A 13,253-nucleotide genomic window follows, 5' to 3' on the forward strand; every position below is an offset into this window, starting at 1 on the left:
GGTGCGCTGCTGTTCGATGCGGCCGCGCAGGGAACGGCCTGTCACGTCATCTGCGTCACCGACGGCACCCGGTCCCATCCCGCTCCCGCCGCTGGCCCGCCCCGGTCCTGGCCGCGACCCGCGAGGCCGAGCTGCGCGCGGCTTGCGCGATCCTGGCGCCCGCGGCCAAGGTGACCTGCCTTGGCTATCCCGACTGCACCGCGCCGGAGGACCGGCAGGCGGCCGACCGGGTGTCGGCACTGATCGAACCCGATGCGCTGGTGCTTGCCACCTGGGCGCACGACCCGCATGTCGACCACCAGCAGGTCGCGGGTTTGGCCATGCGCATCGCCGCCGGTCGGGGGGATATTGCGCTGGCCTTCTATCCGGTCTGGGGGCGGTTCATCGACCGGGTCGCGGATGTGCGGTTGATCGATGCGTCGAACGCGGCGGTGGCGGCCAAGCGTCGTGCGCTGGCCTGCCACCAGTCGCAGATGACCGGGCTGATCGACGACGATCCGACGGGATTTGTCATGACCCGCGCCCACCAGGCCCATTTCCTGACCCATCCGGAGATCATCCTTGCCCCGTAGGGAAACGCTGGACCATCTTGCCCGCCTGTATGCCGCCAGCGACGATCCCTGGGATCACCGCACCAGCCCGTACGAGGCCGGCAAATACGCCGCCACCTTGGCCGCGATCGGTCCCGGCCCGATCGGGAACGCGCTGGAAATCGGCTGCGGCAACCGCACGCTGGCGCGGCGGCTGGCCGATCGGTGCGACCGCCTGACGGTCATGGACTGCATCCCCGCCGCGATCCTGTCGGCCCGGAAGGTGCTTGGCCCGGTGCCACATGTCACCGTCCTGCAGGGCTGTGCGCCACATGACCTGCCGGATCTGCGCCCCGATCTGGTCCTGTTGTCCGAGGTGCTGTATTTCCTGACCCCGGAGGAGATCGCGGGGCTGGGCCGCTGGCTGCTGGCCAAAGCTATGGGCCCGGTGATCGCCGTGAACTGGGCCGGGCCGACCGACGAAGCGCTGGACGGACCGCAGGCCGTGGGAATCCTTCAGACCGTTCTGGGAGCATCTGATACCACCTTGCATGACGGCTATCGCATCGACCGGTTCACGCCGCCAGGCGGCCGCCCGTCAGGCAGCGGCCCTCAGCTGATATGACCCAAAACAACTGATCCGACAGGCCATGCACCGAATAATCAGCGGCTAGCGCTGCCGCGGCGATGGGCAACGATGGCATCGCCCATAAGGGTCATGTGCCGAAAGAGCCAAGGCCGGCGTGGGAGTTGAAAAGGTGCATGGTGCCAAGTCGCCGGCCAGCGGTCTTCTCCATCCCAACGGAATTGAAATCAGCCTGCGTCAGGCCCCAGGTCGCGCGATTGTGCGGGCAGCACAGGCAAGGTCAGGCTGAAGGTCGTCGTGCCATCCGCGCAGACGACGTCGATGGTGCCGCCATGCGCCTGCGCGATCGACGACGCGATGTGCAGGCCCAGGCCCAGGCCCGAACTTTCGGCGGTCCGGCCCCGTTGGAACGGCTGGAAGATGGCGCGCTGTGCGGCCTCGGGGATCGGGTCGCCCTGGTTCTCGACCTCAATCACGATGGCGCTTTCGGTGCGGTGGCCGCGGACGGTCACCGGGGTGTCGGCGGCGCCGTGGTTGATGGCGTTCGAGACCAGGTTCGACACCGCCTGCGCGATGCGCGACGGATCGCAGCAGACCGGCCCGCCGAAATCCAGTTCGGTCGTGATCGGGTGCTGGGGCGCGGCCAGGCGGATCTCGGCCACGACCTGGGCGATGGCGTCGCCAAGGGGCGCGTCGGGCGTGGCTGCGACGGTGATCCCGTCGCCAAGCCGCGCCTTGGCGTGCAGCATCATGTTCTCGACCAGCTCACCCATCCGGTGCAGCGAGGATTGCATCAGCCCGATCAACCCGCGACCGCGTTCGGTCAGCGGCTCCTTGCCCAGCATGCGGATGCCCGACCGCAGGGCGGTGACGGGATTGCGCAGGTCGTGGCCCAGGATCGCGGTGAACTCCTCCTGGATGCGGACCAGCTTGCGTTCCTGTTCGATCACGCGTTCCTGGGCGTCCAGCCGCTCGGCGGTGTCCAGGGTGCCGCCGATGATGGTCGCGAACATCTTCAGCATCGCCACGGTGCGGGTGTTGTTCACGTCCTTGGTTTCGGTGTCGATGGCGCACAGCGTGCCGAAAAAGCTGCCGTCGCCGCGAAAGATCGGCACGGAGGCATAGCTGACGATGCCGAAGGCCGCGGCGATGGGATGGTCGCGATAGACCGGATCGGACGACGCCTCGTTGAAGATGATCAGTTCGGAGGTCTTGCGGACCGTGTGGCAGAAGGTCGAGCCGATCTCGATCTCGTCGCCCGCGGCGATCCCGAATTTCAGCTCGTCGACGGTGCGGCAGGCGACCCACCGGTCCGCGGTGACGCGCGCGACCCCCGCAAAGCGCATCCGCGTGGCCAGCATCACCGTTTCCAGGATCGTCCCGACCAGCTCGTTGGCGGCCAGCCGCTGGATGTCGGACTGGAAATCATGCGTCCCGGCCCGATAGGCGGCATGATCCTGCCTGGGGTGGTCGCTGCTGTGCAAGTCCATCGATTTTCCCCGGCGTTGGACGGTTTGTCGGCCCGCATGTGTATTGCAGCGCGGCCGGAATGCACAGTGTCTTTTCCGCAGGGGGGCCTCAGCGGTCCGTGCGGAACGGCCGGCTGAGCCCGCCCGCCCCCGCAAGGCCGAACCGCCACGGCAGGTCCTGTGCCCGGCTGATCCCGATCCGCGGACCGATCAGCAGGTCCGGCACCCCCGCGGCCAGGGCGATCCCGAAATCGGGGCTGTTGAAGGCGGCACCGTCATCGTCGGGCCGGATGGCCAGCGCCTGCGTCAACCGCCCCGGCCCGCTGCACAGCAGGGGGCTGTTGCGGCGCGCGCGCATCAGGTCCAGCCCGGTGTCAGGGTCCAGCGCGCGGATCAGCACGGCCGCCCCCGGGGTTGCCACGACGTTCAGGCACAGGTGGATGCCATAGGACCGATAGACATAGGCGTGGCCCGCCGGGCCGAACATCGAGGCGTTGCGCGGCGTTGGCCCCCGATGGCTGTGCGAGGCGGGATCGTCGGGGGCATAGGCCTCGGTCTCGATGATGATCCCGCCGGTGCCGCGGACAGTCAGCCGCGCGCCGATCAGGCGTCGGGCCAAGGCAACGGCATCCAGACCCGCGATCTGCTGCATGAACGTCATGGCGGACCCTCCGATCACGTTGCGGCACGGGCCTTGTGGCATGAATGCCCCGGAATTGCCAAACCCCGGGGCGAACGGTGGATCAGGCCGCGGGAACGGCCGTCACCCGGCGATCCAGCAGCCCCGACAGGCGGGTCAGCACGATGCCGGCGGTCACGATGGCGGCCCCGACCCAGGGGGCGGCGGCCAGACCCGCGCCCTGCACCACCATCCCGCCGATCCAGGCACCCAGGGCGATGCCCAGGTTGAACGCCCCGATGTTCAGGCCCGAGGCGACATCGACCGCGTCCGGGCTGACCTCGCGCGCGATCTGCACGACATAGGATTGCAGCGGCGGCACGTTGGCAAAGGCGAACCCGCCCCACAGGCCCACGACAGTGACCGCCGCGACCGGCTGCGTCAGCACCGCCCCCAGGGCCGCCAGCAGCAGCGCCAGCCCTGAAAAGATCAGCGTCAGCGCGGGCACCGGACCCATTCGGTCGGCCAGCCTGCCGCCCAGGATGTTGCCCACCGCGACCGACGCACCATACAGCAGGATCACCAGGCTGACCGCACCGGCAGTCAGGCCCGTCACCTGCGTCAGCATCGGCGCCAGATAGGTGAAGGCCACGAAATTGCCGCCATAGCCCACCGCCGTGATCAGATAGACCAGCAGCAGCCGCGGCGATGTCAGCACCTGCGCCTGCGCCCGCAGGCTGGGCGGTGCCGATTGCGGCAGGCGCGCGGGCACCAGCACGGCACTGGCGATCAGGCCGACCGCGCCCAGGGCCACGACGCCCAGAAAGGTGGACTGCCAGCCGAAGACCTGCCCGATCCAGGTGCCCAACGGCACACCGGTCACCAGCGCGACGGTCAGCCCCATGAACACCATCGCGATGGCCGAGCTTTCCTTGTCCCGCGACACCAAGTTGGTCGCGATGGTCGAGGCGATGGCAAAGAACACGCCATGCGCCAGCCCGGTGATGAACCGCGCCGCCAGCAGGCTGTCATAGCCGGGCGCAAAAGCCGCGAAGGCGTTGCCCGCGATGAACAGCACCAGCAGCGCCAGCAGCAGCGTCTTGCGGGGCAGGCGCCCGGTCAGCGCGGTCAGGACCGGCGCGCCGATGGTGACCCCCAGGGCGTAGAGGCTGACCAGCAGCCCGGCCGAGGGCAGGGACACGCCAAGGTCGGCGGCGATGGTGGGCAACAGGCCGACGATCACGAACTCTGTCGTGCCGACGGCAAAGGCGCTGATCATCAGCGCCCACAGGGCGAGGGGCATGGGAAACTCCGCTTGTCGATTGTTCTCGACGTCACAGATGGCAGGGCCTAGCTTTTGCGGGAACAGCCGTGTCGGGAAAGGGCCTTTGCGCATGACGCAACAGCTGGCGCAGACCGCCGATCTGGCGGCCTTTGTCGCGGTGATCGAGGACGGCGGCTTTGCCGAGGCGGGGCGGCGGCTGGGGGTTGCGCCCTCGACCCTCAGCCGGACCGTGACGCGGCTGGAGGCGCAGCTGGCCGTCACGCTGCTGCGCCGGTCCACCCGCGGGATCGAGATGACCCCCGAGGGCCGCGACCTGCTGGCCGCCGCGCGCGAGATCCTGGTCCGGACCGAGGCGCTGGCCGATCTGGCCGCCGGCAGCCGCGCTCCGCGGGGGCCGCTGCGGGTGAATGCGCCGGTGCCCTTCGTGCTGCATGTGATCGCCCCGCGCCTGGCCGAATTCCACGCCCGATTTCCGCAGATCGACGTGACGCTGGACATGACCGACCGGATCGTCGACCTGATCGACGCCCATGCCGACATCGCCATCCGCGTGGGACCCCTGCGGGACAGCGACATGCTGGCCCGCGGGCTTGGCACGGCGTCCTGGCGGCTGGTGGCCGCGCCCGACTATCTGGCCCGCCATGGCCATCCCGACAGCCCGCAGGATCTGGCGCGGCTGCGGCAGGTCCGCTTTGTCGCGCCCGCCCATATCAACACACTGCGGTTTCACGGGCTGGCCGACCCGGTCGCGGTCCCGGCCTCGATCACCGCCTCGAACGGAGAGGCGGTGCGCCGGCTGGTGCTGGGCGGCCTTGGCATCGCGCGGTTTTCCGATTTCATGATCGACCAGGACATCGCCGAGGGCCGTCTGGTCGAACTGTTCCCCGGCCGCATCGACGCCGCGCCTCTATCCGTCACCGCGCTGTATCTGGTCCGCGCATCGGGGCTGCGGCGGCTGGCGGTGTTCCTGGACTGGCTGGAAACGCTGATGCGGGACAGGACCGCAGCCGATGCGATGCCGCGCGCTTGACAAGGATGCGCGATCACGCTGCCCAACCCGATCGTTTAGCCGCAGCCGCGCAACGGGCGTTTTGTGCCGGACAGTCGGCTTCAAACTGACGCCCCCGTCAAGAATCGCCAAGCGATCTGCCCCCGCCTTGTTCCGCACCGGGTTTCGGTTATGCAGAGGGAATGTTTCGCAAAGGAACCGCCGGTCCCTGCTCACGCTGCGCGGGCCCGAACGCAAACGTGACCGAGCGGGTGGCGATGATCGGTAACGGATCGGGCATTCTGCCGACCTGTCGGATGATGTCCGCCCCGGCGCGGACGATGATGAAGGACATGCCGTGACCAGACCCGCCCTGCTGATTGTGTTCGCGGCGCTGGTGTTGGCCGGGCTATGGGCCTTGGGCAGTCAGGACCTGACGCTGCAATCGCTGCGCGGGCATCTGGCCACCTTGGGCGATTACCAGCGGCAGCGGCCGGTGCTGGTGGCAGCGCTGTTTACCGCCGCCCATGTTGCGGTCACCGCGCTGTCGCTGCCCGTCGCGGTCTGGCTGACGCTGGCCGGGGGGGCGCTGTTCGGGTTCTGGACAGGGCTGGCGATCGTTTCGTTCGCCTCGGCCATCGGGGCGACGCTGGCGTTCCTGGCAGCGCGCTATCTGCTGCGGGACTGGGTGCGGGCGCGTTTGGGCGCACGCGCCAAGAGGATCGAGGCCGGGCTGGCGCGGGACGGGGCCTTCTATCTATTGTCGCTGCGGCTGATCCCGGTGATGCCGTTCTTTGCCACGAACCTGCTGATGGGGCTGACGCCGATCCGGGCCTGGAGGTTCTACCGGGTCAGTCAGCCGGGCATGCTGGCGGGCACCGCGGTCTATGTTGACGCGGGCACGCAGCCGACCGGGCTGGACAGCCTGTCGGGCCTTGCGGATGGTCATGCTGAACGCCCGTCGCATCGCGCCGGATGCCGATAACGACGACCGCTGGTCTGTCGCGTGGTGGCCGCGGCGTCGCAAAGCGATGGCGAAAGTGCTGGGTGGCTGGAGGCCGACACGATCGCGCTCCGGCAGCTTGAAATCCTTTCGTGCGGCTATAACGATTTGGGCCAACCGGGCGCGCAACGACCTGATCGCCGCTCGGCCTCGGGCTGGCCGCCGGCGGCGACTGACGGCGCATTCCATCGACAGAGCCGAGACTGCATCGCAGCAAATGATGGAGCAGAGTTGGCTTTCCTCTTCGACATGCCCGGATCGGGCCATCACGTCTTGCACGATCGCATCACGCGGCTGACGGCCCGTCGCGGTACGGCAGCGGTCGTCGGATCAGTACCATGCGCTGGCACAGCTGGTGTCCGGCGGCGCGAAGTGCGGCCGTTGTCGCCCGGACCTTGAGGGTGTGGCGTTTCGCAGGCAGGCTGTCGCCCAGGACGCTGGTGCGGGGGAATCATGACGCGACGCGACAAGACCGTCCTGTTCCTGGCAGGCCCGCCGGTGGATGGGGCGTCACAGGGGCGGCTCGGCGGGCTGGACCTGGTCGTGACCGGCACCGATGCGGCGGCCTCCTTTGTCATGCTGGACGATTTCGGCGGGACCGTCCGCAGCGCCGGACAGCTGCTGATCGAGACGGGGGATGCCCTCATCCTGATCGATCCGGACCAGGGCGTGATCACGCAGCCCGCAGCACGGTCCGGCAATTTCATCGCCGACCTGCAGGCGGGGCCGGTCAGGGACGCCCTGCACCGCGTGTCGCCGCTGCGCAGCCTGCTGCGGATCGGGACGGGCACGATCAGCGGCCGCGACCTGTCCCTGACCGATGACGAGGGCAAGACGCGGGCGCGGGCGCGGCTGATGTCGCTGGTTCCGGCGGGGCCGGGTGCGGCGCTGACCGTCGCGACGCTGCAGGGGTTGCGGGGCTATGACGACGCGCTGGTCCGCCTGCGCGATCACCTGACGGCCGGCGCCGCGCCTGTTGCGGCACCGGCGCAGGTGCTGTTTCCCGACAAGCCGCCCCATGTCTCCAAACCCGCGATCCCCCTGGCCGAGGACAGGTCGGCCTGGGCCACGGCGACCGACATCATCGCCGCGCATCTGGACGTTGCCCGCCGGAACGAGGCCGGGATCATCGCCGACCATGACACCGAATTCCTGCATCACCACCGGGTCGCGCTGCGCAAGGTCCGGTCGGTCGTCAGCCTGTTCAAGGGCGTCTATTCCGACGACCAGACGCAGGCGCTGAAACAGGCGACGGCGGATCTGATGGCGCCGACCGGACGGTTGCGGGACCTGGACGTCTCTCTGCTGGCGCGCGACGACTATTTCGCGATGCTGCCGCCGTCGCTGCATCCGGGGCTGGACCTGATGTTCGCGATGTTTGGGACAGAACGCCGCCGGGCGCAGCGCAGCATGGCGACCCGCCTGACGGGCGCGCGATACGACAACGCCATGTCCGACCTGCAGGCGCTGGTCGACGGTCCGGACGGCCCGCGCAAGGGGCCCTTGGCCGATCGGCCCTTTGGGCCCTATGCGCGGCGGCTGATCCGCAAGCGGTATCGCAAGGTCTGTCGCATCGCCCGCGCGATCAGGGACGACACCGCCGACGACCAGGTGCACGCCCTGCGCATCGCCTGCAAGAAGCTGCGGTATCTGATCGAATTCGTGGCGCCCCTGCTGCCGCCCGGTGAGATCAAGCCCGTCCTGAAACCGCTGAAGCGGCTGCAGGACAATCTGGGCCTGTTCAACGACTATTCGGTGCAACAGGGCGCGCTGCGCGATTTCATGCAGGCCCATGAACCCATCGGCCACAGGCAGGATCTTGTCCTGGCGCAAAGCATCGGGGCGCTGATCGCGGTGCTGCACGACCGCCAGGCCGAACAGCGCGCGCGCATCACCGCCAGTTTCGCCCGGTTCGACAGCCCGGATGTCCGGGCCAGGTTCCGCACGGTTTTTCCCAAGGGAGCGTCAGGATGAAGATCGTCGCCTGCTACAGCAACAAGGGAGGCGTGGGAAAGACCGCGGCCTCGGTCAACCTGGCCTATGCGTTTGCCGGCGGCGGGGCGCGGGTTCTGTTGTGCGATCTGGACCCGCAGGGGGCGGCGGGGTTCTATTTCCGCGTCAAGCCGTCCCAGAAGCTGGAGAACGAGGCCTTCTTCGAGGATGATCGCCAGGTGGCCAAGGCCATCCGGGGCAGCGATTTCGAGAACCTGGACATCCTGCCCGCCAATCTCAGCTTTCGCGATTTCGACGTGTTCCTGTCGCGCATGAAGAACAGCCGGTCGCGGCTGAAGAAGGCGCTGAAGGCGGTGGGCGACGACTACGATGTCGTCGTGCTGGACTGTCCGCCCAACCTGTCGACACTGTCGGAAAACGTGCTGAAGGCTGCGGACCTGATCGTGGTGCCGGTCATCCCCACGACCCTGTCCGAGCGTACGTTCGAACAGCTGCTGGATTTCGTCGGCGGACCGGATGCCAAGGATACGACCGCCCGCGACCGGATCGTCGGGTTCTTTTCCATGGTTCAGCGCAGCAAGCTGCTGCATGCGGACACGATGGCCCGCATGCGCGAGGCCCATCCCGACCGGATGCTGCAGGCCGTTCTGCCGTTTTCGACTGATGTCGAGCGGATGGGCGTGAACCGCGCGCCGGTTCTGGATTTCGCGCCCGACCGCCCCTCGTCCCAGGCCTATCGGCAGATCCATGCAGAGCTTACTGACCGGTTGCGGACAGGATGACCCCGATGGACGCCCCCTTGGAGATAGAGCGCAAGTTTCTGGTCGCCACGCTGCCCGACCTGTCCGGGGCCAGACGATCGGTCCTGCGCCAGGGCTATGTCACGCTGCCTGCGGATTCGGTCGAGGTGCGGCTGCGCCAGACCGATGACAGCTTTGTTCTGTGCCTGAAAACCGGCGAGGGCATCGTCCGCACCGAACGCGAGATCGCGATCGACGCGGCCCAGTTCGAGGCGCTGTGGCCGCAGACGGAAGGCCGCCGCGTCCGCAAGACCCGCTGGACCGGCAGCCTGGACGGCGGCCTGATGTTCGAGCTGGACGTCTTCGAGGGGGACCTGGCGCCGCTGGTCATGGTGGAGGTCGAGTTCGGGTCCCAGGCACAGGCCGCCGCCTTTGCCCCGCCCCCGTGGTTCGGCCGCGAGGTCAGCACGGACAAACAGTTCCGCAACAAGTCGCTGGCCCTGTCCGGCCCGTCCCTGGTCCGCACCCTCTTCGGGTGATTGCGGACTGATCGGCAGGTCCGGCCCCCGGATCGACGCGGTCCGGATGTCCCGTGCGGAAAGGCACGGCCAACGCCCGACGCCCTTTTGCACCGCCACCCGGACGGCGAACCAAGCGAGGGGCCGTGCCCGCAACGACATGACCCTGCAGCCGGGAAATGCACCCGCCACCTGGGCGGATGCGGGCCTGATGCAGCGGCCGAGAGGCTGTCACCCGCAGTCCGGCATCCGGGCACATGGGTCGGCGGGTGCGCCGACCCTCACCGCGTCCGGCGGCCTATCGGCCCGCGCCCCTGCCCGCCGACAGCTGCGCGATCGCGCGGTCCAGGCGCGCGGCACGGGCGGGGTCGTTGCTGCGGTCGACGCGGGCCCGGACGCCCGCCAGATAGTCGGGCAGGTGGCGGCACGACCGATAGTGCTGCATCATCCGCGGCAGCGTCGCCGTACCGGTCGCGATGTCGCGCATCACGTCGCTGAGGACGCGGCCGTTGCGCAGCATCAGCGCGGTCTTGTGATCCGCATGGCGCAGCGGCACGCGCCTGACGTTCGGCCCGTCGAACCGCTGCACGTGGCGGCGGTCGTGATCCACGGCCGGATCGTAGAACAGCCAGACCTGCGATGCGTGGCGCGATTCGACGGCGGCATCGGCGAACGGCCCGGTCCAGTCCGACCGCTTGCCGGTCGGATAGCGCTGATCCCAGCCCGCCAGCCGCGGCGACAGCGTCGATTGCGGCGAAAACGCGGCCACCCGGCACCCCGGCGCAAGCGACGCGAATGCCGCCGCCCCGTATCCCCCCATCGACGTGCCGAACAGCGTCACCTGGTCGAACTGTTCAAAAAAGCCGCTGTCGCGCAGCGACATCAGGTAACGGTGCAGCGCCGCGTCGCGGAACCAGCCGGGCACATAGGACAGGATGCCCATATGCGACCATCCTTCCTTGCGAATGAACTTGTAGCCCCAAGGTTCGCGGGTCACCGGATGTTCGCGCACCGATGCCAGGTTGTCGAAGGACACCAGCAGATGTTCGCGCGACCGCGCCACATAGGTGCAGGCATAGTTGGGCATCGAATGATAGAACCCGTGCGCCTGCCCCGACAGCCGCAGGTCACTGAGCCATGAGGGCGCGGCGATCTGGGGCGCGCCATCGGGCGCGGGGGTGCCGGGGGCGGGCTGTTCGGGCGCGGTGTCGGGGCTTTGCGCATCGTCGTTGGTGTCGTCCCAGTCCTCCTCCTGGGGGGGGGCCTCCTCCTCGGGGCGGGACAGGCGCTCGGCCCAGGCCGAGTCCATCTCGGACAGGGCGGGAGGGGTCGCGGCGACGCCGAAGGGCACCGGCCAGTCGAAATCCAAGGTATTGGTCGGGCGCCCCTCGACAAAGGCGGTGATGATCTTGACCGCGCGCGGGTCCTGGCCCGCCAGCAGCCGGTCCAGCCGCCCCGAGAATTCGGCCACCACGTCGGCATGGCGCGCCGCGACCTTGGGGTGGCGGCCCAGGAAATCGGCGCGCCTTGTGCGGTGGGCCTGCAGGAAGGCCTGGTCCGGGCCGGTATCGGCCATGGCAAAGTTCAGCCGCTGGTACTGCTGGATGGTCGTGCGCAGATGGTCGGGCGTGACAAAGGGCAGCGTCGTTTCCGCGCCGGTGCGGCGCAGCAGAAAGGTCTCGCGGTCCTGGGCCATGAAGGCGATGACATGGGCCAGCCCCAAGCCGGGCTGATCCGGCGTCGTCATCCAGCCCTTTTGCAGATAGCGTTCGGCCACGTCCTCTGCGGCACCGTTCAGCCAGGTCACGGGTTCCTTGCCGCGGGCGAATTTGGGTTTCAGCGTCGGGCGTGCGGGTTTCATGGTGCGCGCCAGATGCGGGCGAAAGATCGTGCGCAGGGGCGTGGCGACCGTCATCCGCCCCGCCGCGCCGCCGGTGCCCCGGCGAAAGCGTTCGGTCAGTGGCAGGTCGGCATAGCGGTTCTGGCCGGACCCGCCCGCCACCTGCATGGTCAGCGACAGAAGGTCGGGGACCTGTCCCAGCCCCTGCGCCAGGTCCGCAAGCGTGCCTGCCCCGGTGTCGATGATCAGAAAGTCGTCCGGCTCCAGCCACAGCAGGTGGTCGTGGCGGTCCTGTATGGCCGTTTCCAGCGCCAGTTCCAGCGCGCGGATCTGGCGGGCCTTGTCATGGGCGATGCCGGGACGGGGCGTGGGCACGAAATCGATCAGACCCGCCGCGGCCAAGGCTTGGGCCAGCGCCGTGGCCTGCAGGTTCGCGCCGTCGCCATGCACGGTGATGCTGCGAAAGCCCACGTGATGGTGGTGCAGCACCCAGTCCAGCAGGACCGGCGCGCTGTCGTTCATCAGCATGTGCAGCGCGATGTCCGGACCGGCCGGGGCGGGTTTGGGCTGCGGGGCGGTCTTGGGGGGCATGCGGACGCTTTCGGTTGCGGCGTGGGTCAGGACGGGTGCGGCACGGGGCCGGCGGCGCGTGCCTCCAGCGCCTTGGCCATGCCGGGGCGGCCGTTGCGGCCGGCGATGTCGGACAGCCGCCGCAGCCAGTCGGTCCGGCCGCGCGCGTGCAGGCGCTGGCCAAGCGCGTCCAGGTACCACGGCTGCAGGCGCGACTGGCGGTAGAGGGCGTGGAACGCCGGCGCATCCATGGTGCGCGTCGCAAGGCCGCGCACCACCTGGGACAGCATGTCGGTCTGGCGCAGCCGCAGCGCGGTCTTGTGACCCGCCCGCGGGGTTCGCAACCGCACGATGTTCGGCCCGGTGAAGCGGTCGGCATGGGCGGCGTCGGCAGGCTCTGTCGGGTCATAGACCAGATAGACCGTTTGGGCGGTGGCGGTCTGGTCGGCGGCATCGGCGAAATCGCCGCTCCAGTCCGCGGCGCGGCCGCCGGGAAAGCGGGCCTCCCACGGGACCAGGGCGGGGGACAGCGTCGATTGCGGAGAGAACGCGATGACCTGCGCCCCCGGCGCGACCGAGGAGAAGGCGCAGGCCGCATAGGCCCCCATCGACGTCCCCGCAAAGGTCACCGTCTGGTACCGCGCGAACAGCCCGTTGTCGCGCAGCTGGCGCAGATAGGCGAACAGCGTCCGGTTGCGGAACCAGTTGGCGCGGAACGCGAAGATGCCCAGCTGCGACCAGCCGGACTTGCGCGCGAATTCGTATCCCCAGGCCTCGCGGTCGATCTGGTCGTGGCCCACCTGCGACAGGTTGTCGAAGCTGACGAACAGATGCGCCCGTTCGCGTTCGACATGCAGGGCGGCGAACTCCTCCTCGGAGTGGTAGAAGCCGCGGCGATAGGGCGAGCGGCGCAGATCGACAAGCCATTGCGGCGGCACCTCGGGCACGGGGGTGTCGGCCGGGGCGTCCGCGGGCGTGTCGGGAATGGTGGCCCAGGGCGTCATCGACAGCAGTGGCATGGTGGGCACCGGCGGCCCGTCCGGCAGCGGCGCCAGCAGGATGGCCGAGGCGATGACCTTGCCCGCCGGCAGCGTGGCCGGCCGCGGCGCAGGCATTCAGCGTTTCATGATCCCCGTCCCTTCACCGCCTGCC

12 protein-coding genes are annotated in these 13,253 nt (G+C 69.0%); 7 read left to right on the plus strand and 5 right to left on the minus strand.

Annotation, left to right across the window (positions count from 1 at the left end):
* Both TY51_RS20155 and TY51_RS06340 read left to right on the plus strand, forming a co-directional pair.
* The coding region (locus TY51_RS20155; RefSeq protein ID WP_197054669.1) for a PIG-L deacetylase family protein at positions 1–572 on the plus strand (572 nt) is incomplete at its 5' end.
* Positions 562–1,155, plus strand: coding sequence for an SAM-dependent methyltransferase (locus tag TY51_RS06340; protein WP_052649875.1), 594 nt, complete (start codon positions 562–564; stop codon positions 1,153–1,155). The genes TY51_RS20155 and TY51_RS06340, both read left to right, overlap by 11 nt.
* Before the next feature lie 188 nt (positions 1,156–1,343).
* Here TY51_RS06340 and TY51_RS06345 read toward each other — a convergent pair whose 3' ends face one another.
* From TY51_RS06345 to TY51_RS06355, 3 genes are all read right to left on the minus strand, one after another.
* Complete coding sequence (locus TY51_RS06345) at positions 1,344–2,606, minus strand: GAF domain-containing sensor histidine kinase (protein WP_042247353.1); 1,263 nt, start codon at positions 2,604–2,606, stop codon at positions 1,344–1,346.
* Between the two features lie 88 nt (positions 2,607–2,694).
* The gene (locus tag TY51_RS06350; RefSeq protein WP_042247355.1) at positions 2,695–3,246 is read right to left on the minus strand and encodes a DNA-3-methyladenine glycosylase; all 552 of its coding nucleotides are present in this window, start codon (positions 3,244–3,246) and stop codon (positions 2,695–2,697) included.
* An 82-nt stretch (positions 3,247–3,328) separates the two neighbouring features.
* Complete coding sequence (locus TY51_RS06355; protein ID WP_042247359.1) at positions 3,329–4,507, minus strand: MFS transporter; 1,179 nt, start codon at positions 4,505–4,507, stop codon at positions 3,329–3,331.
* Positions 4,508–4,598: 91 nt separating this feature from the next.
* Here TY51_RS06355 and TY51_RS06360 point away from each other — a divergent pair, with 91 nt between their 5' ends.
* The 5 genes from TY51_RS06360 to TY51_RS06380 all read left to right on the plus strand — a co-directional run bounded on the left by TY51_RS06360 (position 4,599) and on the right by TY51_RS06380 (position 9,712).
* Positions 4,599–5,519, plus strand: coding sequence for a LysR family transcriptional regulator (locus tag TY51_RS06360; RefSeq protein ID WP_042247362.1), 921 nt, complete (start codon positions 4,599–4,601; stop codon positions 5,517–5,519).
* A 316-nt stretch (positions 5,520–5,835) separates the two neighbouring features.
* Positions 5,836–6,462 carry a TVP38/TMEM64 family protein gene (locus TY51_RS06365; RefSeq protein WP_042247365.1) on the plus strand — a complete coding sequence of 209 codons (627 nt, stop codon included), beginning with the start codon at positions 5,836–5,838 and terminating at the stop codon, positions 6,460–6,462.
* Between the two features lie 471 nt (positions 6,463–6,933).
* Positions 6,934–8,454, plus strand: coding sequence for a CHAD domain-containing protein (locus TY51_RS06370; protein ID WP_042247367.1), 1,521 nt, complete (start codon positions 6,934–6,936; stop codon positions 8,452–8,454).
* A complete protein-coding gene (locus TY51_RS06375; protein WP_042247369.1) occupies positions 8,451–9,215 on the plus strand; it encodes a ParA family protein in 765 nt (254 codons plus the stop codon). The genes TY51_RS06370 and TY51_RS06375 overlap by 4 nt, the downstream gene beginning before the upstream one ends.
* Positions 9,216–9,220: 5 nt before the next feature.
* A complete protein-coding gene (locus tag TY51_RS06380; protein ID WP_081994739.1) occupies positions 9,221–9,712 on the plus strand; it encodes a CYTH domain-containing protein in 492 nt (163 codons plus the stop codon).
* 277 nt (positions 9,713–9,989) lie between these two features.
* On the opposite strand, the gene TY51_RS20160 is transcribed toward TY51_RS06380, so the two are convergent.
* Complete coding sequence (locus TY51_RS20160; protein WP_052649879.1) at positions 9,990–12,122, minus strand: hypothetical protein; 2,133 nt, start codon at positions 12,120–12,122, stop codon at positions 9,990–9,992.
* A 26-nt stretch (positions 12,123–12,148) separates the two neighbouring features.
* Positions 12,149–13,216: a hypothetical protein gene (locus TY51_RS20165; RefSeq protein ID WP_052649881.1), complete on the minus strand. Its 1,068-nt coding sequence runs from the start codon at positions 13,214–13,216 to the stop codon at positions 12,149–12,151.
* Positions 13,217–13,253 lie beyond the last annotated feature (37 nt).

The organism is Paracoccus sp. PAMC 22219, assembly GCF_000787695.1.
Lineage (GTDB): Bacteria > Pseudomonadota > Alphaproteobacteria > Rhodobacterales > Rhodobacteraceae > Paracoccus.

What these genes read in the sequence shown, in the direction of transcription:
- TY51_RS06360 (WP_042247362.1), top strand. Translation starts at nt 4,599, where the DNA reads ATGACGCAACAGCTGGCGCAGACCGCCGATCTGGCGGCCTTTGTCGCG.
- TY51_RS06350 (WP_042247355.1), bottom strand. Translation starts at nt 3,246, where the DNA reads ATGACGTTCATGCAGCAGATCGCGGGTCTGGATGCCGTTGCCTTGGCC.
- TY51_RS20165 (WP_052649881.1), bottom strand. Translation starts at nt 13,216, where the DNA reads ATGCCTGCGCCGCGGCCGGCCACGCTGCCGGCGGGCAAGGTCATCGCC.
- TY51_RS20160 (WP_052649879.1), bottom strand. Translation starts at nt 12,122, where the DNA reads ATGCCCCCCAAGACCGCCCCGCAGCCCAAACCCGCCCCGGCCGGTCCG.
- TY51_RS06370 (WP_042247367.1), top strand. Translation starts at nt 6,934, where the DNA reads ATGACGCGACGCGACAAGACCGTCCTGTTCCTGGCAGGCCCGCCGGTG.
- TY51_RS06345 (WP_042247353.1), bottom strand. Translation starts at nt 2,606, where the DNA reads ATGGACTTGCACAGCAGCGACCACCCCAGGCAGGATCATGCCGCCTAT.
- TY51_RS06355 (WP_042247359.1), bottom strand. Translation starts at nt 4,507, where the DNA reads ATGCCCCTCGCCCTGTGGGCGCTGATGATCAGCGCCTTTGCCGTCGGC.
- TY51_RS06375 (WP_042247369.1), top strand. Translation starts at nt 8,451, where the DNA reads ATGAAGATCGTCGCCTGCTACAGCAACAAGGGAGGCGTGGGAAAGACC.
- TY51_RS06380 (WP_081994739.1), top strand. Translation starts at nt 9,221, where the DNA reads ATGGACGCCCCCTTGGAGATAGAGCGCAAGTTTCTGGTCGCCACGCTG.